Genomic DNA, 25339 nt, shown 5'->3' with positions numbered 1-25339 from the left:
CTGCTGTAGCCACGACAGCGATGGTTCCTGCTATCCGGTTCGGGCAGCAGGTTAAATGGGAACACGGTGAGACGTCCCCGACGCGAAACCGTGGCTGCCCCCGCAACTGTGAGCGGATAGCAATTCGGAAACATGCCACTGGCCGAAAGGCCGGGAAGGCTCCGAGGCGCGATCACCCGCAAGCCAGGAGACCTGCCATCATCCGATTAACTCAACCGGCCGGGGTGTGCCGCGGAGATGATGATGGTTGCGACTGCCTTTTTCGGTACCGGCGCGCTTTCCGGATCGTTCTGCTACCTCCGCCCGACCGCGGAGACAGGGTATGCTCGATCGCGTCCACGCCGCTAGCCGCCTTGTAGGCACCACCCCGGCACTGCTCGAACTCGATGGCGTCAGCTGGGGCCCTCGTGCTTCGCAGCCGATCCTCGAGCCGATCAGCCTTGCGGTTGCGCCGGGCGAGTTGCTCGCCATCGTCGGCCCCAACGGCGCCGGCAAGTCGAGCCTGCTGCGCTGCCTCTACCGCTACCACAAGCCGACTTCGGGCACTGTCCGCCTCGACGGCACCGACATCTGGAAGATGAAGCCGCGCGACTGTGCCCGCCGCATCGCGACCGTGCTTCAGGAAAGCGCCTCGGACTTCGGCCTGACTGTCGCAGAAATCATCGAGTTGGGCCTGACCCCGCATGTCACGAGTTTCGGCACCAGGGACCGCGACTACGACCAAGTCGAGGCAGCCCTTGCCCTGCTCGGCCTGACCGCACTCGCTGCGCGCGACTTCGGCTCGCTGTCGGGCGGCGAAAAGCAGCGCGTGATGATTGCCCGGGCATTGGTGCAGCGACCCGACCTTCTGATCCTCGACGAACCGACCAACCACCTCGACATCCGTCACCAACTCGAAGTGCTGGAGCTGCTCGGCAATCTCGGCTGCACCGTCATCGTTTCCCTGCACGATTTGGCGCTCGCCTCGGCCCATGCCGACCGCGTGCTTGTCATGGACGGAGGCCGCGCCGTTGCCTGCGGCGCGCCCGCCGACATCCTGACGCCCGATCGCATACGTGACAGCTTTTCCGTCGGAGCGACCCTCGACGACCATCCCGTCACCGGTCGTCCACGCTTTTCCTTCCACCTCGAACGCTGAACATCAAGGAGCCTCCATGCGCCTGCCCATCATCGCCGCCGCCCTGCTCGCCAGCTGCGCAACAGCTATGGCCAGCGGCTTCCCCGTCACCGTCAAGAGCTGCAACCGCGACGTAACCTTCGAGTCCGCGCCCAAGCGCGCCGTCTCGCACGACGTCAACCTGACCGAGATGATGCTGGCGCTCGGCCTTGCCGACCACATGGCCGGCTATTCCGGCATCTCCGGCTGGAAGACGCTGAGCGAGGATTTGCGCAAGGGCGTCGGCGAACTGCCCGAACTCGCCCCACAATACGTCAGCAAGGAAGTGCTGCTCGGCGCCGACACCGACCTGTTCTTCGCCGGCTGGAACTACGGCATGAAGGTCGGCGGCGACGTCACCCCGGATACGCTCGCGCCCTTCAAGATCGCTGTCTACGAGCTGACCGAAAGCTGCATCCACATCATGAAGAAGGACAAGTCGTCGCTTCAGGACATGTATGCCGACCTGCTCAATCTCGGCGCCATTTTTGGTGTGCGCGAGAAGGCGGACGTCCTGGTGGCAGGCTATGAGAAGGAACTCGCCGACTTCCAGGCCGAGCTGCCCAAGCTCGACAAGCCAGTCAACGTGTTCATCTACGATTCCGGCGAGCAGAAGCCGTTTACCGCCGGACGCTACGCCATGCCGACCGCCATTATCGAGGCAGCCGGCGGCAAGAACATCGTTGACGACGTCGAGTCGAGCTGGGTCGAGATTGGGTGGGAGCCGGTCATCGAGCGCAATCCCGACATGGTGGTGATCGTCAATTACGGTGAGGTAACTGCCGAGCAGAAGATCGACTACATGCGCACCAACCCGGCCTTCAAGGACATCGAGGCAGTGAGGAACAACCGCTTCTTCGTGCTCGAATACAACGAGGCGACGCCGGGACCGCGCAACATTGCGGCGATCAAGCGGCTGGCCGCCGCGATGCGGGCCGACTGAGCCGTGTCGCATCGCCACTTCGTCACAGGGCCAAGACACGTCCTGATCCACGCCATGCCGGCCCTGATACCGGGGCTGGCCGTGGTGCTTGTGATAGGCATGATCATTGCCGTCGGCGTCGGCCCGGTGGCGATCCCACTGGAAACGGTGTGGGGCGTCATTGCCAACAAGCTGATACCGGGAAGCGTCGAGGCGGTCTGGTCGAGCGGACGCGAGAATATCGTCTGGGACGTTCGCGCGCCGCGCGTCATCCTGGGCGCCATCGTCGGCGCCTCGCTGGCGCTGGTGGGGGGAGCCCTGCAGTCGGTGACACGCAATCCGCTCGCCGATCCGCATCTGCTCGGCATTTCGTCGGGCGCGGCCTTCGGCGCGATCATGGCGCTGATCCATTCCGGCATGGTGCTCGGCACCGTCACCGTGCCAGTCTTCGCCTTTGCCGGCGCGCTGGCGGCAACCGCACTGGTGCTTGCCATCGCCAACCTGGCGCGAGCGCAGTCGGCCGGCCAGCTGATCCTTGCCGGCGTGGCGGTGAGCTTCATCATCTCGGCCGCAGGCAACCTCTTGATCTTCATCGGCGACCCCAAGGCTGCCCATGTCGCGATCTTCTGGATGCTTGGCGGGCTCGGGCTGGCGCAATGGAGCCATCTGCCCTATCCGCTGGCAGCCCTTGTCCTGTGCGGCGTCTGGCTGATGACGCAGACCCGCAACCTCAACGCCATGACGTTGGGCGACGAAAGCGCAACCGCACTCGGCATCCCGGCGCAGCGCTTCCGGCTCAAGGTCTTCGTCGCCTGTGCGCTGCTGACCGGCTGTGCGGTTGCCTACTCCGGCGTCATCGCCTTTGTCGGCCTGATGATCCCGCACATCGTGCGCTTCTTCGTCGGTGGCGACTATCGCCGCGTGCTGCCGCTGTCGGCGCTGGTCGGCGCCATCTTCCTGATCGCCGCCGACATGGCCGCACGCACGGTCGTGCCGCCGCAGGACATGCCGCTCGGCATCGTCACCGGGCTGATCGGCGGCATTGCTTTCGTCATCTTGATGCGGCGACGGACAACAAAGTGAGGGTCAGTTGGTAATGCAATGCAAGACGACGCAAATCCGGTTGCGTGGCCCCGAATTCGCCGCTATGCATTCCGCCATGAACACGACTTCGCTCCAGAACATGTGGTGGCGGGCCAGCTGACAGCGGCCTCTTGAAGCGCGTGCGCGTGAAGATTGTGATGGCCGCAACGGGATTTCCGGGCGGCCATTTGCTTTTTTCGAACCAGGCTCCGGACGCTCCCACTGCAAGAGATGGAGACGGGAATGACGTTGGAATTGCTTGAAAACGGCGCCGAGCGCTACGTGACGTCAGGCGGGGTGTCGATCACCCGGCAGCGCCACGAAACCGCCTATCACGGCGCGATCGAGACCTATCTCGACGGGCTCAACAGCCGGCGCGGCGCGGTGTTCTCCTCCAACTACGAATATCCCGGCCGTTACACCCGCTGGGACACCGCCATCATCGACCCGCCGGTGGTAATCTCGGCACGCGGACGCGCAATGAAGATCGAGGCGCTGAACGGCCGCGGCGAGGTGCTGCTGCCGGTGATCCGCGCCGTGCTCGCGCCGCTCAATGAGCTGACGATCACCGAGACCTCCAAGCGCTTGATCGCGCTCGAGGTGGCGACGCCCGGCCGCGTCTTTACCGAGGAAGAACGGTCGCGCGTGCCTTCGGTGTTCACCGTGCTGCGCGCAATCACTGCCTTGTTCAAGTCGGACGAGGACAGCAATCTTGGCCTCTACGGCGCCTTCGGCTACGACCTCGCCTTCCAGTTCGACCCGGTCGAGCACACACTGGTGCGCAAGGACAGCCAGCGCGACCTCGTGCTGTTTTTGCCCGACGAGATCCTTGTCGTCGACCATTATTCAGCCAAAGCCTGGCACGATCGCTACGACTATTCCGGCGCGGATTTCTCGACCGAGGGCCTCGCGCGGGACAGCGTCGTCGAGCCGTTCAAGGCGTCCGACCGCATTCCGCCACGCGCCGACCATGAGCCGGGCGAATATGCCCAACTGGTGCGCCGGGCGATGGACAGTTTCAAGCGCGGCGACCTGTTCGAGGTCGTGCCCGGCCAGATGTTCTACGAGCGCTGCGAGACGGTGCCGTCGGAGATTTCGCGCCGGCTGAAGGCGATCAACCCTTCCCCCTATTCGTTCTTCATCAATCTCGGCGAAGGCGAGTATCTGATCGGCGCCTCGCCGGAGATGTTCGTCCGCGTCAACGGCCGCCGCGTCGAGACCTGCCCGATCTCGGGCACCATCAAGCGTGGCGACGACGCCATCTCCGACTCTGAGCAAATCCTGAAGCTGCTCAATTCGAAGAAGGACGAATCCGAGCTTACCATGTGCTCTGATGTCGACCGCAACGACAAGTCCAGGGTTTGCGAGCCAGGCACGGTACGCGTCATCGGCCGCCGCCAGATCGAGATGTATTCGCGGCTGATCCACACTGTCGACCACATCGAGGGCCGCCTGCGCGAGGGCATGGATGCCTTCGACGCCTTCCTCAGCCACGCCTGGGCGGTGACGGTCACCGGCGCGCCCAAGCTGTGGGCCATGCGTTTCATCGAGCAGAACGAGAAGAGCCCCCGCGCCTGGTATGGCGGGGCGATCGGCATGGTGCATTTCAACGGTGACCTGAACACCGGCATGACGCTGCGCACCATCCGCATCCAGGACGGCATCGGCGAGGTGCGCGCGGGCGCCACATTGCTCTACGATTCCGTTCCCGAGGAAGAAGAAGCCGAAACCGAACTGAAGGCCTCAGCCATGCTCTCCGCCATCCGCGACGCCAAGACCGGCAACGCTCCCGGCACCGAGCGCGCCACCGCGCGCGTCGGTGAAGGGGTCAAGATCCTGCTCGTCGACCACGAGGATTCCTTCGTCCACACGCTGGCCAACTACTTCCGCCAGACCGGCGCCGACGTCTCGACCGTACGCTCGCCTGTGCCGGATGAAGTCTTCGACCGGATCAAGCCCGACCTGGTCGTGCTCTCCCCCGGCCCCGGCACGCCGAAGGACTTCGACACGGCGGCAACGATCAAGAAATCCAGGGACCGCGACCTGCCGATCTTCGGCGTCTGCCTCGGCCTGCAGGCACTGGCCGAAGCCTATGGCGGCGAGTTGCGCCAGCTGGCGGTGCCAATGCATGGCAAGCCATCGCGTATCCGCATCTCCAAGCCGGGCATCGTCTTCTCCGGCCTGCCCAAGGAAGTGACCGTCGGCCGCTACCACTCGATCTTTGCCGATCCGGTGCGGCTGCCCTCCGACTTTGTCGTCACGGCGGAGACTGAGGACGGCGTCATCATGGCGTTCGAGCACAAGAAAGAACCGATCGCCGCGGTGCAGTTCCACCCCGAATCGATCATGACGCTCGGCCATGACGCCGGCATGCGCATGATCGAGAACGTGGTAGCCCACATGCCGCGCAAGGCCAAGGACAAGGCGGCCTAGCCAACATCGACAACCTCCCCTCTCGCGGCCGCTTGGCCGCGGGCGGGCAGCAGCCATAAAGCGAGATCATGGTCCAGACCGAAACGAAGGGATTTTCAGCCAGCGGCAGCCAGCCGACATCGGCCAAGAAGCGCGTCGCTAGACTGGCTTTCTGGTCGATCATCATCGGCGGCGCCGTGATGGGGCTGAAATTCGTCGCCTGGTGGCTGACGGGTTCGGTGGCGCTCTATTCGGACGCGCTGGAATCGATCGTCAACGTGGTTGCTGCGATGGCCGCCTTCTGGGCAATCAAGGTCAGCCACAAGCCCGCCGATCTCGACCACCAGCACGGCCACCACAAGGCCGAGTACTTCTCGGCCGTGCTCGAAGGCGTGCTGATCATCGTCGCGGCCTTGCTGATCCTGTTCGAGGTTTGGCGCAGCTGGGGCACGCCGATGGACGCCGAGCAGCCCTGGCTCGGCCTCGGCATCAACGGTATTGCCGCCGTGGTGAATGCGATCTGGGCCACCATGCTGATCCGCGTCGGCCGCGCAGAGCGCTCGCCGGCGATGGTCGCAGACGGCCATCACATCATGACCGACGTAGTGACGTCGGCCGGCGTGCTGGTCGGCCTCGTCGGTGCCATCGCCACCGGCTGGACGATTCTCGACCCCGTGCTGGCTGTTATCGTCGCGCTCAACATCCTCTGGCAGGGTTGGCACGTCATGAGCTCGTCGATGAACGGCCTGATGGACCGCGCCGTCGAGCTGGAAGACCACATGCGCATCCGCGACATCATCTCTGCCAACTCCAAGGGTGCGATTGAGGTGCACGACCTCAAGACCCGCATTGCCGGCCGCGCCACTTTCATCGAATTTCACCTCGTCGTCGACGCCGACATGAGCGTCGGCGAAAGCCATGTCATCTGCGACCGCATCGAGGATGCGCTGAAGCAGGAAATCCCCTCGGTGCGCATCATCATCCATGTCGAGCCGGATGACGAAGCCAAGCTGCCCAAGGGCACGGTGGCGGTTCCCTTCGCCTGAGCTACCTTTGCTGAACTCTGGCCCGTTTGTCAGGATGGTGTCGGCTTGAACCGCGGACCTCGGCCGTCAGGCTGGACAAGTGCTGCCTCGCAAGCACAATCCGGGCAACGAAGCGATGCGAGTCCTGAGATGTACGGATTGATAGGGAAGATGCGGGCCCAGGCCGGCAAGCGCGATGAACTGCTCGGCATCCTGCTTGGAAGCACCAGTGCCATGCCGGGATGCCTGAGCTATGTCATCGCCAGGGATCCAGCCGACGTCGACGCGATCTGGATATCCGAGGTCTGGGACAGCAGCGCAAGCCACAAGGCCTCGTTGCAACTGCCCGAGGTCAAGGCGGCGATTAGCCGGGCAATGCCGATCATCGCCGGCTTCGACACCAGCATCGAGACCGAGCCGGTTGGCGGCTTCGGGCTGGACGCAGCCGGAGGCTAGCCCCTCTAGATCTTCACCAGCATCGCGGTGAGGTACATGAAGCCGGCACCGGCAGCGAGGCCTGACATGACTGCCGGGCTGAACAGGCCATTGCCCTCAGGCCCTTCGCGGCGGCGCATCATGGCTGTCACCTCGACGATGACCTGAAGTATCGCGCCGGCGCCGATGGCAAGCGCCAGCGCCGACCATTGCGGCGCGAACGCCAGGCTGCCGATCCACAGGCCCAGCACCGCCGGCCAGCCGGCCAGCAGCGTCAACCAGGCGAAGGTCCAGAGCGCGATGCGCTCGCGCAGGATGGGTGCGGCGATGCCGATGCCTTCGGTGACGTTGTGCAAGGTGAAGCCGATCACTAGGAAGGTGCCCAGGCCTGCCGCACCTGCCGCGAACGCCGCGCCGATCGCCAGGCCCTCGCCGAAATTGTGCAGGCCGATGCCGATGGCGATGTAGGTGGCGAGCGCCAAACCCTTTGGCGCGCCGTTGCGCCGACCGATGCCCATCAGGATCAGGAAGCTCGCTGCCGCGGCCAGCGCCACCATCGCGTTGCCCTGGAAGACTGCAGCAGATTCGGCCGCAAGCTCGAAGGCGTCGCCGATGGCATCGACCATCAGGAAAGCGAGCAGGCCGACAGTCACGGCAAGGAGAAAGTTCATGCCGTTGCGTCCGACGCCGCGCAAGGCGGGATAGAACATCAGGCCGATCGCCACCGGCACGACGCCGACGAAGATGCCGAGGATCGCCTGCGACAGCAGGCTGGAGCTGGTGGCAATGGGTGTTGCCACCGCAACCGGAATGTCATGGGCGAAGGTGGTACCGGTATTGGTCACCAGGTTGATCGCATGCGCTTCGCCGAGCACCCAGGGGAACGGCACCTGGATCCAGGCGGAAGAACCTCGCGCCAACGGTCCTGGTGGATCCTGGGTGAATTGCCAATAGGCATCGTCGACCTGGACCTGGGCGATCGTCATAGGCTCCGAGCCGCCGGCGCGGACCAGGACGCGAATGCCGTCGCTGCCGAGGATGACGCGCTCGAAGGCAATGTCCTCGACCGGTGGCGTGCCGTTGTTGAAGCGCGCCAGCGGATTGGTTGAAACCAGAACCGCAATGGCCGCGGCAAAGGCGAGCAGAGGCAGGATGATCCACCACAGCGCACGGCGTGGCGATGCAGAACCCGGCAGTTCGGCTTCGGTCTCGGAAACGGGCGCGTCTCTCATGCCACGTCCTCCACGACGTCGAACATGCCGACCCAGCCCAGTTCGGTAAACTCCGACTGGTGCGGATGGAACATGTAGAGGCCTGCCTCATGCTCGGCGAAAGTGAACTCGATGATGCCGCGCTGGGCCTGGCACTGGGTGATCAGGTCGACGGTCTTCAGCGTCGGCGTCAACGTTGTGCCCTGGTCGAAATAATCGAAGAAATTGGCATGCAGGTGAAACGAATTGATCGGGTCGAACTCGACGACATTGATCAGGTAGATCCGCACCGGCTTGTTCCTGGCGATGCGGATCGGCGTGTTCATGTAGGTGTGCGCCACCGTGTTGACGGCATAAAACTCGTTCTCGCCGTCAAAGTTGGTGTCGAAGGCATTCATCACCATGACGAATTCCTGCCACCCGGCATTCTCCGGCGAGCCGTAGAGCCGCGAACGGGCGACATCGGCCTGCTCAGGGTGGCGCGCCGGATCGGGATCGATGACGAAGGCGCCGTACATGCCCTTGTGGATGTGCCGCTTTAGCGGCAGCGCGTGACAATGATAGAGATGGCAGCCGAACGGCTTGGCGTCGAACTCGTAGACGAACTCATCGCCGGGATTGATCAGGCCGGCACCCGGCACGCCGTCCATGCGCGCAGCGTGGATGCCGTGGAAGTGCATCGAATGCGGATGCGAGCCGTAGTTCTTGAACACGATGCGCAGGCGCTCGCCTTCAGTGGCGCGCAGGGCCGGGCCGGGAACGCGGCCATTGTAGGTCCAGGCCGGGAACATCACGCCTGGAGCGATCTCGATTTCCTTGTCTTCGGCAACGACCTCGAAGGTCCTGAGCGTGCGCCCGTCAGGTAAGGTCGATGTCGTCCCAACATCCCAATCGGTCAGCATATTGGCCGGATCGAAGCCGTTGCGGGCACTGTCGACCTCGCCGACGGTGACCATCGCGCCATGTGCGCCGCTGTGCCCTGCCGAAGCCGGATAGGCATCGGCACTAGAAGTCGATTGAGCGGCGGCATGCCCGTCATACGACGCCTGCCCCACCGCGGCGGTGACGCCCGCAGCCGTGGCTCCCGCGGTGCAGATACCGCCGGCCAGCACCAGCCTGCGGCTGAGCCGCTCCCCTAATATTGTCGCCACTTCGACCATCCCGAGTCATGATGCAAATGCGAATGATTTGCATCATGCTCTCGCAAACACGCGCGCACAAGCTGAATCTGATTGATAGCCGATGGACCTAAACTGACGCGATGACTCAATAATCCGGTGGCCAGGCGAGTTGCGGGCAATGAGGATGCGGGAGAGAAATGCCCGAGCCTTGCGGCGCAACCGGTTGAGAAGCACAGCCGTACAGAGGGACGATGTGTGCGATACGGCCGCGATACGCGCCGTCTATGAAGAGCGGCAGTGAATCAGGATCGTAGAAATTCCGGGCAAGCCGCTGAATGGATTATCTGTTCTGAGCCCCGGTATCCGCTTCGGAGTGCTCGCGGACGACAGCGCTGTGCCTCGATGCCGATGACGTCGATACCTGACTGAAGCACTTCGGTTGTCACAACTGCACGACGGCGAGCGCCGTCTACGATGGTGGCACCGATCCTTCGCCCGCACTTCGATTCAAATGCGAGCGCGTGACGGAAAGGACCGGACGACATCGGGCGGCGGATCGTCGAAGCGACGCGCCGCCCAAAAAAGTCAATCGATCTGGATCTTGGCGTCCTTGACGACAGGCCCCCACTTGGCCAGCTCGGCCTTGACGTGGGCAGCCAGCTCATCCGGCGTCGAGCCGACGATCTTGGCGCTGAAGCCGTTCATCTTCTCGATGACGGCCGGGTCGGTCATAGCCTTGTTGGCCGAGGCATTCAGGCGATCGACAACCTCCTTCGGCGTGCCGGCGGGCGCAAACAGCGCGTTCCAGGTATACGTCTCATAGCCCGGCACGCCGGCTTCGGCGATTGTCGGTACGTCGGGGAAGGACGGCGCCCGCTCGGCCGTGGTGACGCCCAGCGCCTTCAGCGTGCCGCCCTTGATGTGCGAGGACGAGGACGGCAGATTGTCGAACATGATCGGCACCTGGTTGCCGACGACGTCGTTCAGCGCCGGACCAGCACCCTTGTAGGGAATGTGCTGGATGCTGACGCCAGCCATTGCCTTGAACAGTTCGCCCGAAAGATGCAGCGGCGTGCCGTTGCCTGACGAGGCATAGGCATATTTGTCGGGCTCGGCCTTCAACAGCGCGATCAGCTCCTGCACGTTGTTGACCGGCAGCTGCGGGTTGACGACGAGCACATTGGGCACGACGACAAGCAGCGAGACAGGGGTAAAATCCTTCTCCGGATCGTAGGGCTTGGTCTTGAGGATGAGCGGGTTGAGCGCGTGCGTGGCAACCGTGCCCATCAGGATGGTGTAGCCATCCGGTTCGGCGCGGGCGACACGGTCGGCACCGATGTTGCCGCCGGCACCCGCGACATTCTCGACAATGACCTGCTGGCCGAGATCGTCCGACATTTTCTGCGCGATGATGCGGGCGACGACGTCGGTCGAGCCGCCGGCGGCAAACGGCACCACCAGGGTCACTGTCCGGTCCGGGAATTTCTGGGCTATGGCCTGCGGCGCCAAGGCAAGCAGCGAAGCAGCAGAAAGCCCGAGGGCCAATGTCATGCGGCGGGTGAATTTCGTCATCAGTACGCACCTCCTATTTTGGCGGTGGCACCTCGTTGCCGACCGCGTGGAGCGGCGAGCGTATGAACTTTACCTACGCCGTCAATGCGACGTTGGAGGTATGGTGACGTTCGGCAGAGGAACGAGGGTTGCCTGGCGCTGCATCTGCGGACAACACGGGCTGACACATCATCCCGAATAGGTCTAAGACGACGGCATGAAGCCTGACCCGCAGCCTGCCGCTCCGCTCACCGATACGAAGCCCTTGGTGCAATGGGCCCTGCTGCTCATCTGTTCGGTTCTGCTTGCCGGCCTGTTCGAGCAGGTGCACCTGCCTGCGGCCTTGCTCGTCGGGCCGATGCTGGTTGCCATCTTGCTTGGCAGCAACGGTGCCACTGTGCGGGTGCCGCGGCCGCTGTTCGTCTCGGCGCAGGCGCTGATCGGCTGCCTCGTCGCCAGCTCGATTTCTGCAGGCATCTTCGTCACCTTCGCCGCCGAATGGCCGCTGTTCCTGAGTGCGGCAATCGCCACCGTCGCCGCGAGCAGCTTCCTCGGCTGGTTCATCTCGCGGCTCAAGGTCTTGCCCGGCACCACCGCCGTGTGGGGTTCGGCGCCGGGAGCCGCCACCGCCATGGTACTTATGGCGGACGCATTTGGCGCCGACGCGCGGCTCGTCGCCTTCATGCAGTATCTGCGCGTCATCATGGTTTCGATCGCCGCCGCGGTCATCGCACGGCTCTGGGTCGACACGTCAGGCGTCGAAGCGCCAGGCATCGAGTGGTTTCCTGATATCGCCTGGCCGGCATTCGGCGCGATGATCGGCGTCGCCATTGTCGGCGGCACGCTTGGCCATCTTCTGCGCATCCCCTCGCCCTACTTCGTCGGCGCGATGCTGGTTGGTGCGGTCGTCCATCTCGGCTTCGGCGTCGAGCTGCAACTGCCGGAATGGCTGCTGGCCATCGGCTACACTCTGATCGGTTGGTCGATCGGGCTCAACTTCACCCGGCCTATCCTGCGCCACGCCGCACGCGCCCTGCCTCAGGTGGTCGGCTCCATCGCCGCCCTGATGGCCTTCTGTGGCGCGCTGGCCTTTGGCCTGCACCTCATCCTCGGTGTCGACCCACTGACCGCCTACCTCGCGACCAGCCCCGGCGGCATGGATTCCATCGCCATCATCGCCGCCGCCTCCAAGGACGTCGACCTGTCCTTCGTCTTGACGCTGCAGATGCTGCGCTTTCTGATCGTGCTGGCGTTTGGCCCGGCGCTGGCGCGGCTGGTGGCCCGCGCGATCAAGGACTGAGCGGCCGAAAAAGGCCTCGCCCCTGTAGGATCGGGCCGTCCGCTTTCGTCCTTTGATCGTCAGACGAGGAAGGAGAGCAGACATGGCATCCCACACCCCAGCGAAAATCATCATCGAGAACGTCAACCATCCCGGACAGGCCAAGCCGGCAGATGCTGCCATGTACCAGGCGATGAAGCAGGCGATCCTTGAGGTACTGCCGGCGAAATCACCTGGAATGACCGTCGCCGAAATGCAGGAATGCGTTCGCGGCCGCCTGCCCGAGCAGCTCTATCCCGACGGCGCCAAGTCGGGCTGGTGGACCAAGGCAGTGCAGCTCGATCTCGAGGCGAAGGGCATCATCACGCGCGAGAAGGTCAGCCCGCTGCGCCTGCACAAGGCCTGATCCGGAAGCTGCTGCGTCAGAAAGGCCGGATACAGCACCGCGCATCGTGCCGGGCGGGCTTGCGCGGTCCATGCGCCTCCTGTAAGAGAGCGCCATGTCGTCGCGCAAGATCAACGAAATTTCCCGTCCGGCCGCTTTTGCGGGCGAGACGCTGCGCGCCCTTTCCTCGGCTCTTCTTCTTCTCGGCCTTATCGGCGATCGCCGGGCTCGTTAAGGGAGCGTCCGGCGGTCGAATTGCCGCCGAGGCATATGCTCCTTTGCTCTTCACAACAGAACCGAATTTCTGATTTAAGACCGCTGAAGCATGCGCGCGTTGTCGTGCATGGCGGCCAAGAGAACGAGACCGACAATGAGCAAGACCACTCCCGCTTCCGGCCGAAGTGCTGGCATGCCGTCCGCCGCCATTAAGTACCAGCCCTACCACAAGATCGACCTGCCCGACCGGACCTGGCCGTCCAGAACCATCGACAAGGCGCCGATCTGGTGCTCGGTCGACCTGCGCGATGGCAACCAGTCGCTCGTCGATCCGATGGGCCACGACCGCAAGGCGCGCATGTTCCAGCTGCTGCTCGACATGGGTTTCAAGGAAATCGAGATCGGCTTCCCCTCGGCGTCGCAGACCGACTTCGATTTTGCCCGCTGGTGCATCGAGGAAGGCAATGTCGCCGACGACGTGTCGCTGCAGGTTCTCGTCCAATGCCGCCCGGAACTGATCACCCGCACCTTCGAGGCGCTCGAAGGTGCACACAAGCCGATTGTGCATTTCTACAACTCGACCAGTGAGTTGCAGCGCCGCGTGGTGTTCGCCAAGGATGTCCAGGGCATCAAGCAGATCGCCACCGACGCTGCCAAGATGATCACCGACATGGCCGCCAAGGCCGGCGGCGGCTATCGCTTCCAGTACTCGCCGGAAAGCTTCACCGGCACCGAGCTCGAAGTCGCGCTGGAGATCTGCAATGCAGTCGCCGAGATCGTCAAGCCGACGCCCAACAACAAGCTGATCATCAACCTGCCCTCGACCGTCGAGATGGCAACGCCCAACATCTATGCCGACCAGATCGAATGGATGTGCCGCAACCTCGACAATCGCGAAAACCTGATCATCTCGCTGCATCCGCACAACGACCGCGGCACCGGCATCGCCGCCACCGAACTCGGCCTGATGGCGGGCGCCGACCGTGTCGAAGGCACGCTGTTCGGCAATGGTGAGCGCACCGGCAACGTCGACGTCGTGACACTGGCGCTCAACATGTTCACGCAAGGCGTCGACCCGATGCTCGACTGCTCGGATATCGAGCGGATCAAGCAGGTCTACGAATATTCGAACCAGATGGTCATTCCGGAGCGCCACCCCTATGTCGGCGAACTGGTCTACACCGCCTTTTCCGGCTCGCACCAGGACGCCATCAACAAGGGCATGAAGGCGATCAAGGTCGCCAACAAACCACTGTGGGAAGTGCCCTACCTGCCGATCGACCCTCAGGACGTCGGCCGCAGCTACGAGGCGATCATCCGCATCAACTCGCAGTCCGGCAAGGGCGGCATCGCCTATGTGCTGCAGGCCGACTACGGCCTCAACCTGCCGCGCTCGCTGCAGGTCGAATTCAGCCAGGACATCCAGCAGATCACCGACAGCGAAGGCAAGGAAGTGTCGCCGAAGCGCATCCACGAGCGCTTCCTCGAACGCTATGTCGACCAGCCGGGCGCCCGGATGAAGTTCGTCGATCACCAGACCTTCCCCGACACCGAGGTGAAAGGCCGCCGGGTCGTCGAGGCGACCATCCTCGACAATGGCAAGGAAATCGTCATCAAGGGCACCGGCAACGGTCCGATCGACGGCTTCGTCGACGCGCTTTCCCGTCACATCGGCATCGACTTGTCGGTGCTCGACTATTCCGAGCACTCGATCCAGCGTGGATCGAACGCCTCGGCCATCTGCTACATGGAAGTCGAATATCCTGCCGGACGCCTCTTCGGCGCCGGCATCAACACAAATATCGTCGCCGCTTCACTAGAGGCTGTGGTTTCCGCAGCCAACCGGATCGTGTCGAGATAAGTCTAACTGCAGTCCGCAGAAGCCTCGCCCGTGGATAACGGGCGGGGCATTTGTGCATCGTTGCTGAGCGCGCTTGTACACTGACGCCAGCCGACTATGATCAGGCCGTTCGTACCGGTTGGAAAAGGGTCGACACTTGGTTGCCTCCACGCCTGCTGCCCCCGCAGTGCGCGAAGCGCTTGAGCGGCTTGTTGCCAGCGAGACCTTTGGCCGGTCCGACCGGGCACGCAAGCTGCTGCGCTATATTGTCGAACGTGAGCTCGCCGGCGAAGCCGAGCGATTGAAGGGATTTGCCATCGCGGTCGACGTCTTCGGCAAGGACGCCGAGTTCGATTCGGCGACCGATGCCGTCGTCCGTGTTCAGGCAGGACGCCTGCGCGAGCTTCTGGCACATTATTATGCCGCCGAGGGCAGCAACGATCCGATCCGCATCGGCATCCCGCGCGGCAGCTATGTCCCGACCTATGAGGCGCTCGCCGAGTTTCCTCCAGCGTCCCCTCGCCCCGCCGAAGCACAGCACAACGGTTCGACTGCGGTGCTGGCCCGGGTCGAATCAGGCCTTGCCGAGAACGAGCCGCATCATGCCGACGAGGCTCAGGCCGACCCGGCCTACTCCGGCACCAGCGTCAAGCGGCAGTTGCGCTACTTCTGGGCGGCTATGGCGCTGGTCATCGTCATGCTCGGCATCCTTGTCTTCCGCAACATCGGCGGCCCGATCGGCTTCGAGGTTGCCGGGCTGAACAACTTCCGCGGTGCCACTTCGAGCATCAACGACACTGTCGACCAGCTGCCGGCCGTGCACATCCATTCGAGTTCCGAGGGCGGACAGACGGCGCGCGTGGCAACGGTGCTGCGCACGGCACTGTCCGGCTTCGACACCATCGACCTGATAGCCCGCGAACGGTCCGATACGGTCAGGCGCGCCGACGCCACCGATTTCGACTTCACCGTCGATACCGGCCCAAGCGCCGGATCGGTGCTGGTCGAGCTGCAGCACATGGCCAGCGGCCGCATCCTCTTGTCGCGCGTGCTCTCGCCGCAGGAGATCAGCCCTGATGTCATCGACGATCGCATCGCCGACATCGTCTCTTCGGCCATCCCGGCTTCCGGCATGATCTACAGTTTCATCGAACAGAACGGACTGCAGCGCGGACTGACGGCCTGCCTGCTGCTCAGCGGTGCCTATTACATGGACCAGAACGCCACCAAGCACCGCGCCGCCTATCAGTGCATGGACGACCTCTCCAAGCGCAGCGCCAAGTCGCCCGTCGTCTACGCCGAGCTGGCCTCGCTGCAGTTGGAAGCCGTCACCGACAACTATCCCTACCCGCCCAATGCGACGACCGAGGGCGCCTACGCGCTGGCCCACAGCGCCGTTCAGATGGGCTCGACCAGCCCCTACGCCCATCGCGCCTATGGCTATCTGCAGACGCGGACCGGCGATCGCACCGAGTCCATCAGGTGGATGCGCAAGGCCTATGAGCTCAACACTTACGACCTGACCATGGCGGCATCCTATGGCTATGCGCTCATTCTCGGCGGCAGCTACAGCGATGGCGTGCCGATCATGAAGCGCGCCGTCGAAAGCGCCAGCGCGCATCCGGGCTGGTGGGACTACGGCCTGTTTCTGGGCGAATTCATGCTCGGCAACCGCTACGCCGCGGCCCGCGCCGCCAGCGCGCTGGCAACCAACAAGAAACCGCATTACGTGGCAGCGCGCCTGATCGCCGCAAACTTCGTCGGCGACACCAAGCAGGCGTCCGAGCTGTCGAAGGAGATTGCAACGCGCTATCCGGCCTTCACCAACGACCCTGCCGCCACCTTTACCAAGGGCAAATACCCGGCGGAACTGACCAAGGCGCTGACCAAGGCTCTGCGCGCCGCCGGCCTCGGCCACCAGACCTGAGCTTCACTGGCGTTTTCTGCTCATTTCTTGCATAAATAATTTTGCGCGTTTGGCGCTCATACGTTGTTTTACAACTCGCTACTTTCAGTTTACAACTTTTCGTGAATTTCTATCCGACTTTTTGAGCAAAAATGAATTACCCCATCCATGCCGCCGTTCGGGGAAGCGGCAAGAATGTAGTGGTCCTGCTGCACGGCTTCGGCGGATTTGGCGGTGTCTGGGACGACGTCGTCGGCCACCTGCAGGACGCATTCACCACGATCGCCTATGACCTGCCGGGGCACGGGCTGTCGCTCGACTATCCCAAGGCCGGCTCGGCCAAGGTGGCGGCGAATGCCGTTTTGGCCGATCTGGCGGCGCGTGGCATAGACCGCGCCCATTTCGTCGGCCATTCGATGGGCGGTGCGGTGGCGACGCTGGCAGCACTGTTCGATCCCGAACGGGTCGCCTCGCTGACATTGCTTGCACCGGGCGGCTACGGCCCTGAGATCAACGGCCCGCTGCTCAGGCGCTATGCGGCTGCCGCCTGCGCCGAAGAAATCCGTGCCTGCCTCACCGAAATGTCGAGCCCAGACCGCACCGTGCCCGAAGCGACGGTCCGCGATCTCGCCGAGATGCGCAGCCGCCCGGGCCAGACGGAAAAGCTGATCGCCTTTGCTGCGGCGATGACCTGCGAAGACAAGCAAGGCGTCATCCCGCGCGAAAACCTGGCGACGCTGACGATGCCGGTGATGGTGGTATGGGGCACGGACGATGTCGTGCTGCCCTACAGCCATGCCGACGCGCTGCCTTCGGGCTTCCTCATCCACCATGTGCTGGAAATTGGTCACATGCTGCCGGAGGAGACGCCGGCGCTCGTGGCCGACATCGTCAGCCGCATGGTCCGCCGACGCCAGCGTCGTCGGCCAGACGTTGCCGCCTGCGACAGCTGATCTGCCAGGTGATGCGTTGCCGCTTCTAAGAACCTGCAGGGCAACCGTTTTCAGCTCCTCGGCGGCCAGCGAAAATGAGTTCACGCAGGTTACAATTCCGCCGCGATCGTAGCTATGTTAACGGTTGCTTAAACATGATCCGGGGCAACAGGCGATGAGCGACGACAGGGCGACCGCACTGAAGCAGGCGCACCCGCTGGCGGACGCCATCCGCGACGTCAAGAACGCCAATGCCGACCGCAGCGACGTGGTCGTCGACCTGCGCGATGCCCACCGCATGCGGCTTGAGCTGCTTGCCGCCGAGCTTGAGCCGGTTTTCGCCGACGTGCCCAAGGACATCGACAACTTCGATTTCGTTATCTCTTCGGGGCTGCAGCCCAGGCTGTGGATCGACGCGGTGAGCCATGTCGGCCTCGGCCGCGACCGCCGCACCTTCCGCTTCGTCCGCGACACCCGTGTCGGCCGTGTCGTGTTGGCCGAATCCACCGACGCCAAGCGCATCGCCGACCAGGTGACGCGCTATATCGCCGAACGAATCGTCGAGCGCCAGCAGATGATGGAGGGTGGTGCGGAGCCGGCGCTTGCAGGCTTCGCCAGGGGGCCAGTGGCTGATGCCGAGCCACCGATGCGGCACAGGCCAGCCCTGCCGGGCATCATGGCGGGTTTTGGCCTGCTTGTTGCCGGTGCTGCCATCGGCATCGCCGTCATGGCGGTGCTTTACTGGCTGCGCCTCGCTGCCACCGGTATCATTCCCTGACCAATGCAGCCGAGCGCGGAACCGCTGCGCTCAGATCGAAGGTTCCGATCTCGGCCGATGGCATAGCCGGTCCGGACAGACCACGACGGGTAAGCCTGACATTCCAGTCCCCGGGCTGGCCGGAGATGTCGAGCAGGTTGAACTGTGCCGCCGGCTTGTGTCCTCCCGGCGCTTGGCCTGCCGCGGCAACGCCGACAACAGGCACGGGCCCGTCGCGCCCGTCGATCCAGTGCAGCGTCGGCAGATGCGAATGGCCATGAAGCACCAGCTCGGCGCCATGTCGTCTGACCAGCTTTTGGAACTTGCCGATGCCGAACAGGCGCTTGTGCTGGCCCACAGCGCCGCGAACCGGCGGATGGTGGAGCATGATCGCCCGGAAAAGGCCGCGCTTGCCTGTTTCGTCGAGGACCCTGCCCAGCCGCTCTGCCTGGCCTTCGCGAAAGAAGCCGCTGGCCATGAAGGGAGCCGTCGCGCGCGCCGTCGACACGCCAATCAGCGCAACACCCTGCCGCACGCGCAGATAGGGAAAGCTCGTCGAACTGATCGCGCCAAGCACGCCGTCGCCGTGCATCCACGGCGCCCAGGCATGGCAGGCTTTGTCGAAGGCCCCGGGCACATAGGCATCATGATTGCCCGGCACGACCGAGACATCCGCTGGTTCGCCCAGCGTTTCGAGCCACAGCCGCGCCAGCGCGATTTCGCCATCGAGCGCCAGATTGACCAGATCGCCCGTTACCGCGAGATGGTTGGGCGCCTGCACCTTGAGGTCGGCGACGATGGCATCGACAATGCCGTCATGGTGATGCCGGCGGCGGTTCCGCTGCCAATTGACGTAGCCGACCATGCGCTTGGAGGCGAGGTCGCGATAGGTTACATCCGGAAGCGGACCAAGATGGACGTCGGAAATATGCGCAAGCCTGAACATCGTTTCCTTTTAGGTCACGCGTTCCAAGCTTTCCACCCATGGCGGCATGCCTGATGAGCAATGTCGCCACTTCCCCTCGCCAGGGTCCATGGGAGCGGCTGCGCGGAAGGCTGTTCCATTTCTATTTCCTGCTGCGGCGGCCGATGACGCTCGGCGTGCGCGGCCTCGTCCACGACACCGCCACCAACTCGGTCTTCCTGATCCGCCACACCTATGTGCCCGGCTGGCAGCTGCCGGGTGGCGGCATCGAGATCGGCGAGACCTTTGTCGAGTCGCTGGCGCGTGAACTGGAGGAAGAAGGCAACATCGTCCTCACCGCGCCGCCCATCCTCCGGTCGATCCACCTCAACAAGCAGGCGACAAAGCGGGATCATGTCGGTTTCTACCTGATCCAGGCCTTCGGGCAGGACAGGCCGAAGCAACCCGACCATGAAATCGCCGAGGCTGGATTTTTCCCGCTCGACGCGCTGCCGGAGGGCACGACGCCAGCGACGCGGCGCCGGATTGCCGAGGTGTTCGAGGGCAAGGACGCATCGCCGTATTGGTGACGCCGAAACACTCCGTTCGTCCAGACGTCCCCGAGCAAGAACAACCCTAATGTTTGCGAATGTTGGACATCTGGATATGCTGCCGGGATCCGATCAACTTGAGCCTGATGAATGGAACGCTGCCGGATATGTAGCCGCCTGCTGAACTTTGACCAGGATCCGCTATCTGGAGACAGTGGAGGCGACTGCTGGGGCTGTATCGGCAAGATTGAGGCAGACTCGGGCTGGGCGCCAACCACCTCCTTCATCGCGGACGAGATCGAGGAAGGCTGGCGCGAGCAGGATGGCACGGCGAAGTCTCAGGCGTTTTTCGTGAATGACGCTGAGTGGCAGCGCAAGGTCGCTGCAGGTTACAAGCCGTGGTTTGACAGGCGACTTTCGCATTGCCGGGTTCGTGGCTTCGATCATTTTCCCGATTGGCCTTGGGCCGAGGATGGCAAGCAGCCTAGCTACGACATCTGCTTGTGCTGCGGCGTTCAGTTCGGCTACGAGGATGAAACGGCGAATGGATGTTATGCGTCGCGCAAGAACTGGGTGGAGACGCGACAATGCGGATTCTGGTCGTTGCCAACCATGAAACCTCCACCCGATTGGTCGCCTTCCCGGCAGTTGCGTCAAGTTCCCGCCGACTTCCGCTCTCCAGACGACGAGCGGCTGGTGGTGTTGGCATCCGAGCATGAATCGAAAGGTCTACACCTGAGCATTCGACCCCGACTACCCTGACGCGCTCCGCGCCCTCATGACAGGCGCACCATGAAGGCTTGGCACTCGGCGCAGGCAGCTCAAGCCGCCTTCAGCAACTTGCCCCTGTTGTGCGGAGCGTCGAGATCCAGCTCCGGCCCGAGCGGGATGATGCCGGTCGGGTTGATGCCGGTGTGGCTGCCGTAGTAATGCGCCTTGATGTGCAGCATGTTCACCGTCTCGGCCACGCCCTGCACCTGGTAGAGCTCGCGCAGGTAGTTCGACAGGTTCGGGTAGTCGGCGATCCGGCGCAAATTGGTCTTGAAGTGGCCGACATAAACAGGGTCGAAACGCACCAGCGTCGTGAACAGCCGCCAGTCGGCCTCGGTAAGCCTGTTGCCGACGAGATAGCGCTGGCGTGAGAGGCGGTCTTCCAGCGTGTCGAGCGCGGCGAACAGTTCGTTGAAGGCCTCCTGATAGGCGGCCTGGCTGGTGGCGAAACCGGCGCGGTAGACGCCGTTGTTGATCGAGGGATACACAAGCTCGTTGACCGCATCGATCTCGCCGCGCAGCGCTTCGGGGTAAAAGTCGACCGCGGCGTCGCCCCATGCGTCGAAAGCCTGGTTCAGCATCCGGATGATTTCGGACGACTCGTTGGAAACGATCGTCTTTTCCTTCTTATCCCACAGCACCGGCACGGTGACGCGGCCCGAATAGGTCGGATCGGCCATGGTGTAGATCTGGTGCAGGTAGTCGAGGCCGTAGAGGGTGTCGCCAGTGGCGCCGTCATCGCTGCGGAACGTCCAGCCATTCTCGCCCATGTAGTGATGGACGACCGACACCGAGATGATGTCTTCTAGCTTCTTCAGCGCGCGGAAAATCAGCGTCCGGTGCGCCCAGGGACAGGCGAGCGAAACATAGAGGTGGTAGCGCCCCGGTTCAGCTTTGAAGCCGCGCGTGCGGCCCTCCCCAGGCTTGCCGTCGGTCGTGACGAAATCGCGCCATTGCGAATGCGAGCGCACGAATTTGCCGCCTGTCGACTTGGTGTCGTACCAGCGATCCTGCCATTTGCCTTCAACCAGCAATCCCATCGTGAAATCCTTTCGTTTGCCACGATGTAGGGGCTCGGCGACCGCAGCCGAAGCGCAACTCGCTGAACGGATTGTCAACGCAGGACGCACATCGGCCAAATGCACGATGGACGGGCGCCGAAAATGATGGTAGCGGGCATTTCGATGTCACATTGCTTTGCAAATATCCGGGTCGACCGACGACGAATGAGCGCACGCGCTTGAAGCGCTGACTTGCGACTGCTGCGGCATGCCCCGCGGCACCTCATCCCACGGTACCGGATTGCAAAGAACATGACCCTCGCCGACGTCACCTACATGCCGGAAGCTCCGGCGCACGATCTCGAAATCGATGAAATCAACGCCGAGGCCTTTGGCCCGGGTCGGTTCACACGCGCGGCCTACAAGATCCGCGAAGGCGGTCCGCACGACCGCTCGCTGTCCTTCGTCGCCATGCATGGTGGCCAGGTCATCGCCTCGGTCAGGATGACGCCAATCGCCGCCGGCGCCGGCCGGGCACAGATGTTGGGCCCGCTTGCCGTGCGCCCCGACTTCAAGAACATGGGCATCGGCCGCAAGCTGGTCGCCATGGCGCTCGCAGCAGCGGAAAAATCCAGCGAACCCGCCGTCATACTCGTCGGCGACGAGCCCTATTACGGCCCGCTCGGTTTCGTGCGCATTCCGCGCGGCCAGATCGAGATGCCGCGGCCGGTCGACCTTAACCGCCTCTTGGCGCATGAGATCGTGCCGGGCGCGGTTGCCGAATTGACGGGCGAGGTCTGCCACGCCAACCTGGCCAAGACACCGCAACGCACGACCGAGCCGGCCTAGCCGCCGATGACTTGCCCGTGCCGCCCATCTTGCTAATTCAGTAACAGCAGAAGAGGACAGGCTGACATGAATCCAAACGGGCAGATTGCTGTGGTCACCGGCGCCGGCTCCGGCCTTGGCGAAGCCACCGCGCGCGCACTCGCAGCCAAGGGCGCCAAGGTCGCGATCTTCGATCTCAGCCTCGAACGCGCCGAGAAGGTCGCCGCCGACATCGGCGGTGTCGCCGTGCGCTGCGATGTCAGCAATGAAGAAAGTGCTGTCACGGCATTTGCCGAAGTGGAAGCCAAGCTCGGCACGGCCCGTATCCTGGTCAACTGCGCCGGCATCGCCGTCGGCGTGAAGACTGTCGGCAAGGACGGCCCGCATCCGCTCAGCGTCTTCCGCCAGGTGATCGAGGTCAACCTGATCGGCTCCTTCAACATGATCCGGCTGTTTGCCGACGCAGCCGCCAAGCTCGAACCGCTGGCCGGCGGCGAGCGCGGCGTCATCATCAACACCGCCTCGGTCGCCGCCTATGACGGCCAGATCGGCCAGGCCGCCTACTCCGCCTCCAAGGGCGGCGTCGTCGGCATGACGCTGCCGATCGCCCGCGATCTCTCGCGTTCGGGCATCCGTGTCGCCACCATCGCGCCCGGCATCTTCAAGACCCCGATGATGGCGGCGATGCCGCAGGAGGTGCAAGACTCGTTGGGTGCCGCCGTGCCGTTCCCGCCACGTCTGGGCGAACCGTCGGAATATGGTGCGCTGGCATTGCACATCGTCGAGAACCAGATGATCAATGGCGAGACCATTCGCCTCGACGGCGCCATTCGCATGGCGCCGAAATAGGCGCCAGCCGTCCCAGGATCGGCTATCCTGCAGCCCCGGCAGCGCAAGCTTCCGGGGCTGTTTTGCTTGTGGCGAAATGACCCCCTTGCCAAAGCCTGCTCGCCTTGGATAAGTAGATTAAATTAGTCATATTTGATGGTGAAGCAGTGGAAGAACGCAAGAAGGACGTGTTTCTGGAGACCACCGCGGAAGCGACAGCGCTCGCGCGTTCGCTGATGCGCAAGGCCCGCCATGGCGCGCTTGCCGTCATCGAGCCGGAAACCGGCTCGCCACTCGCCAGCCGGGTCGGCACCGCAACCGACGTCGACGGCACGCCGCTGATCCTGATCTCGGGCTTGTCCGCTCACACCAAGGGCATCGTCGCCAATCCCGTCTGTTCGCTTTTGGTCGGAGAGGTCGGCAAGGGTGATCCCCTAGCCCATCCGCGCATCACGCTGTTCTGCCGGGCGCGCAAGCTGGAACGCGGCACGCCGGAATACGCCCGCGCCGAACGTCGCTACGTCAACCGCAATCCCAAGGCCAAGCTCTACATCGGCCTCACCGACTTCACCGTCTTTCGGCTGGAACTCGAGCGCGCCAATCTCAATGGCGGCTTCGGCAAGGCCTATCTGCTGAGCCGCGACGACCTGCTGCTCGCCGGCCCCGCGGTGGACGCGATCGCGGCAGCCGAACAGTCGGCTCTCGACCACATGAATTCGGATCACACCGAAGCGACCACGATCTATGCCACCCATCATGGCCGGCTCGACGATAAGGGCTGGGTGCTCAGCGGCTTCGATCCTGAAGGCATGGATCTGGCCGCCGGCGACGAGACCGCACGCGTGCTTTTCCCTGCGTTACTTGCCGAGGCCGCCGATCTCAGGCGAAGCCTTGTGGAAATGGCAAAAGAAGGTCGCGCAGCGAAGTCTTGATTTTTTCAGCGAAAGCTGATTTGTCCTATTTTAGCCAGATTGATCGCTGATTCCATTGATCATCTGGTTTGGTAATCCGTCGTTGTTGCCCCCATGACGCCGGAAAGCATGACTGATACACGGGGTACCCATGAAACCGAAAAAACTGACGGCCAATGCGGAAGCTGCTGCTTCCTTGCTCACGCTTATGGGCAATGAAAAGCGGCTGATGATCATGAGCCATCTGCTCGACACGGAAATGTCGGTCGGCGCGATTGCCGAAAAGGTGTCATTGAGCCAGTCGGCGCTGTCGCAGCACCTGGCCCGTTTGCGCAACGAGGAACTGGTCGAGACACGTCGCGACCGGCAGATGATCTACTACACCTGCAAGTCCGAAGCCGTGCGCAAGCTGCTCGGCACGCTGGAAGGCATCTTCGAGGACGCCTGATCTTCAGCTGACAAAGCCTTTCCAGGCTCCCATAGCGGACTGCCCTCCGCTATGAAGCTACCATGAACATCATCCGCATCGACGACCCGGCCGACCCGCGCGTGGCCCCCTATCTCGACATCCGCGAGCGCGATCTGGTCGGTCGCGACGGGCGTTTCATCGCCGAAGGCAAGGTCGTTCTCAACGTGCTGTTTGCAGCGCGGCGCTTCGACGCGGATTCGGTGCTGGTGCTCGAAAACCGCCTCGCCGGCATGAGCGAGACCCTCGCCCTCGCTCCCGAAGCCATGCCGGTCTACGTCGCCTCGAGCGCCGTCATGGACGCCATTGCCGGCTTCCACATGCATCGCGGCATCCTGGCCATCGGCCGCAAGGGAGCGACGGCTTCAGTCGACGACGTGCTTGCCGCCCTGCCCGAACGCGCGCTGGTGGCGGTGCCGGTGGGGATCTCCAACCACGACAATATCGGCTCGATTTTCCGCAACGCGGCAGCCTTTGGTGCCGACGCGGTGCTGCTTGACCAGACCTGCTGCGACCCGCTCTACCGCAAGGCAATCAGGGTCTCAGTCGGTGCAGCGCTCAAGGTGCCGTTCGCCATAGGCGGCACGGCCGGCGAGCTTGCCGACGCACTGACCCGCCACAGCTTCGAGCAGCTGGCGCTGTCGCCCGCGGGCAAGGCCGACATCAGGGACATCACGCGCCCTGCCCGGCTGGCGCTTTACCTCGGCACCGAAGGCGAAGGTTTGCCCGAGCCGCTGCTGAGAAGGCTGACGACAGCAAAGATCCGGATGGCGCCCGGTTTCGACAGCCTGAATGTCGCGGCCGCATCGGCGATCGCGCTGCATCACTTCACCGAAGCATCAGGGTAG

24 protein-coding genes and 1 riboswitch are annotated in these 25339 nt (G+C 63.5%); of the genes, 19 read left to right on the top strand and 5 right to left on the bottom strand.

All coding sequences use genetic code 11. The features are described 5' to 3' along the window. Positions 1 to 4 precede the first annotated feature (4 nt). Positions 5 to 214, top strand: a riboswitch (cobalamin riboswitch). Between the two features lie 108 nt (positions 215 to 322). From SLT36_RS10545 to SLT36_RS10520, 6 genes are all read left to right on the top strand, one after another. After that, on the top strand, positions 323 to 1138 hold the full coding sequence (locus SLT36_RS10545; protein WP_432287312.1) for an ABC transporter ATP-binding protein: 816 nt from the start codon (positions 323 to 325) through the stop codon (positions 1136 to 1138). A 16-nt stretch (positions 1139 to 1154) separates the two neighbouring features. Beyond that, on the top strand, positions 1155 to 2099 hold the full coding sequence (locus SLT36_RS10540; protein WP_432287311.1) for an ABC transporter substrate-binding protein: 945 nt from the start codon (positions 1155 to 1157) through the stop codon (positions 2097 to 2099). 54 nt (positions 2100 to 2153) lie between these two features. Further along, on the top strand, positions 2154 to 3161 hold the full coding sequence (locus SLT36_RS10535) for a FecCD family ABC transporter permease (protein ID WP_432287309.1): 1008 nt from the start codon (positions 2154 to 2156) through the stop codon (positions 3159 to 3161). 243 nt (positions 3162 to 3404) lie between these two features. Next, positions 3405 to 5594: an anthranilate synthase gene (locus SLT36_RS10530; protein ID WP_432287307.1), complete on the top strand. Its 2190-nt coding sequence runs from the start codon at positions 3405 to 3407 to the stop codon at positions 5592 to 5594. 68 nt (positions 5595 to 5662) lie between these two features. Continuing rightward, on the top strand, positions 5663 to 6619 hold the full coding sequence (locus tag SLT36_RS10525; protein WP_432287305.1) for a cation diffusion facilitator family transporter: 957 nt from the start codon (positions 5663 to 5665) through the stop codon (positions 6617 to 6619). 129 nt (positions 6620 to 6748) lie between these two features. Then, on the top strand, positions 6749 to 7054 hold the full coding sequence (locus SLT36_RS10520; RefSeq protein WP_432287304.1) for a putative quinol monooxygenase: 306 nt from the start codon (positions 6749 to 6751) through the stop codon (positions 7052 to 7054). A 5-nt stretch (positions 7055 to 7059) separates the two neighbouring features. Here SLT36_RS10520 and SLT36_RS10515 read toward each other — a convergent pair whose 3' ends face one another. The 3 genes from SLT36_RS10515 to SLT36_RS10505 all read right to left on the bottom strand — a co-directional run bounded on the left by SLT36_RS10515 (position 7060) and on the right by SLT36_RS10505 (position 10937). Beyond that, complete coding sequence (locus SLT36_RS10515; RefSeq protein ID WP_432287303.1) at positions 7060 to 8265, bottom strand: metal transporter; 1206 nt, start codon at positions 8263 to 8265, stop codon at positions 7060 to 7062. Continuing rightward, positions 8262 to 9395, bottom strand: coding sequence for a multicopper oxidase domain-containing protein (locus tag SLT36_RS10510; protein WP_432287301.1), 1134 nt, complete (start codon positions 9393 to 9395; stop codon positions 8262 to 8264). The genes SLT36_RS10515 and SLT36_RS10510 overlap by 4 nt, the downstream gene beginning before the upstream one ends. A 555-nt stretch (positions 9396 to 9950) precedes the next feature. After that, a complete protein-coding gene (locus SLT36_RS10505; protein ID WP_192315022.1) occupies positions 9951 to 10937 on the bottom strand; it encodes a Bug family tripartite tricarboxylate transporter substrate binding protein in 987 nt (328 codons plus the stop codon). A 196-nt stretch (positions 10938 to 11133) separates the two neighbouring features. On the opposite strand from SLT36_RS10505, the gene SLT36_RS10500 reads away from it, so the two are divergent. The 6 genes from SLT36_RS10500 (at position 11134) to SLT36_RS10475 (ending at position 18252) form a co-directional block, all read left to right on the top strand. Then, complete coding sequence (locus SLT36_RS10500) at positions 11134 to 12216, top strand: AbrB family transcriptional regulator (protein WP_432287299.1); 1083 nt, start codon at positions 11134 to 11136, stop codon at positions 12214 to 12216. Between the two features lie 82 nt (positions 12217 to 12298). Further along, positions 12299 to 12601 (top strand): DUF6958 family protein, encoded by a 303-nt coding sequence (locus SLT36_RS10495; protein WP_432287298.1) that lies wholly within the window; start codon positions 12299 to 12301, stop codon positions 12599 to 12601. 388 nt (positions 12602 to 12989) lie between these two features. Continuing rightward, positions 12990 to 14657: a 2-isopropylmalate synthase gene (leuA, locus tag SLT36_RS10490; protein ID WP_432288298.1), complete on the top strand. Its 1668-nt coding sequence runs from the start codon at positions 12990 to 12992 to the stop codon at positions 14655 to 14657. A 136-nt stretch (positions 14658 to 14793) separates the two neighbouring features. Further along, the gene (locus SLT36_RS10485; RefSeq protein WP_432287296.1) at positions 14794 to 16563 is read left to right on the top strand and encodes a tetratricopeptide repeat protein; all 1770 of its coding nucleotides are present in this window, start codon (positions 14794 to 14796) and stop codon (positions 16561 to 16563) included. Positions 16564 to 16694: 131 nt separating this feature from the next. Then, positions 16695 to 17495, top strand: coding sequence for an alpha/beta fold hydrolase (locus tag SLT36_RS10480; protein ID WP_432287294.1), 801 nt, complete (start codon positions 16695 to 16697; stop codon positions 17493 to 17495). A 154-nt stretch (positions 17496 to 17649) separates the two neighbouring features. Then, positions 17650 to 18252: a hypothetical protein gene (locus SLT36_RS10475; RefSeq protein ID WP_432287292.1), complete on the top strand. Its 603-nt coding sequence runs from the start codon at positions 17650 to 17652 to the stop codon at positions 18250 to 18252. Here SLT36_RS10475 and SLT36_RS10470 read toward each other — a convergent pair. Beyond that, positions 18242 to 19177, bottom strand: a complete 936-nt coding sequence (locus tag SLT36_RS10470; RefSeq protein WP_432287291.1) for a metallophosphoesterase family protein — start codon at positions 19175 to 19177, stop codon at positions 18242 to 18244. The genes SLT36_RS10475 and SLT36_RS10470 overlap by 11 nt on opposite strands. 53 nt (positions 19178 to 19230) lie before the next feature. Between SLT36_RS10470 and SLT36_RS10465 the strand changes: the two genes are divergently transcribed. Both SLT36_RS10465 and SLT36_RS10460 read left to right on the top strand, forming a co-directional pair. Continuing rightward, entirely contained in the window at positions 19231 to 19725 is a 495-nt protein-coding gene (locus SLT36_RS10465; protein WP_432287289.1) for an NUDIX domain-containing protein, read from the top strand. Between the two features lie 111 nt (positions 19726 to 19836). Continuing rightward, the gene (locus SLT36_RS10460; RefSeq protein WP_432287288.1) at positions 19837 to 20448 is read left to right on the top strand and encodes a hypothetical protein; all 612 of its coding nucleotides are present in this window, start codon (positions 19837 to 19839) and stop codon (positions 20446 to 20448) included. Positions 20449 to 20507: 59 nt separating this feature from the next. Here SLT36_RS10460 and SLT36_RS10455 read toward each other — a convergent pair whose 3' ends face one another. Continuing rightward, a complete protein-coding gene (locus tag SLT36_RS10455; RefSeq protein ID WP_432287286.1) occupies positions 20508 to 21497 on the bottom strand; it encodes a glutathione S-transferase family protein in 990 nt (329 codons plus the stop codon). Between the two features lie 273 nt (positions 21498 to 21770). Here SLT36_RS10455 and SLT36_RS10450 point away from each other — a divergent pair, with 273 nt between their 5' ends. The 5 genes from SLT36_RS10450 (at position 21771) to SLT36_RS10430 (ending at position 25339) form a co-directional block, all read left to right on the top strand. Beyond that, on the top strand, positions 21771 to 22307 hold the full coding sequence (locus SLT36_RS10450; protein WP_067959181.1) for a GNAT family N-acetyltransferase: 537 nt from the start codon (positions 21771 to 21773) through the stop codon (positions 22305 to 22307). Between the two features lie 66 nt (positions 22308 to 22373). After that, the gene (locus tag SLT36_RS10445) at positions 22374 to 23135 is read left to right on the top strand and encodes a 3-hydroxyacyl-CoA dehydrogenase (protein WP_432287285.1); all 762 of its coding nucleotides are present in this window, start codon (positions 22374 to 22376) and stop codon (positions 23133 to 23135) included. A 146-nt stretch (positions 23136 to 23281) separates the two neighbouring features. Beyond that, positions 23282 to 24046: a HugZ family protein gene (locus SLT36_RS10440; RefSeq protein WP_432287283.1), complete on the top strand. Its 765-nt coding sequence runs from the start codon at positions 23282 to 23284 to the stop codon at positions 24044 to 24046. Between the two features lie 130 nt (positions 24047 to 24176). Next, complete coding sequence (locus SLT36_RS10435) at positions 24177 to 24473, top strand: ArsR/SmtB family transcription factor (RefSeq protein WP_109575469.1); 297 nt, start codon at positions 24177 to 24179, stop codon at positions 24471 to 24473. A 62-nt stretch (positions 24474 to 24535) separates the two neighbouring features. Beyond that, positions 24536 to 25339 carry a TrmH family RNA methyltransferase gene (locus SLT36_RS10430; protein WP_432287281.1) on the top strand — a complete coding sequence of 268 codons (804 nt, stop codon included), beginning with the start codon at positions 24536 to 24538 and terminating at the stop codon, positions 25337 to 25339.

The organism is Aminobacter sp. BA135 (assembly GCF_050859125.1).
Classification (GTDB): domain Bacteria; phylum Pseudomonadota; class Alphaproteobacteria; order Rhizobiales; family Rhizobiaceae; genus Aminobacter; species Aminobacter ciceronei.
This window is presented reverse-complemented; position numbering and strand designations above follow the sequence as displayed.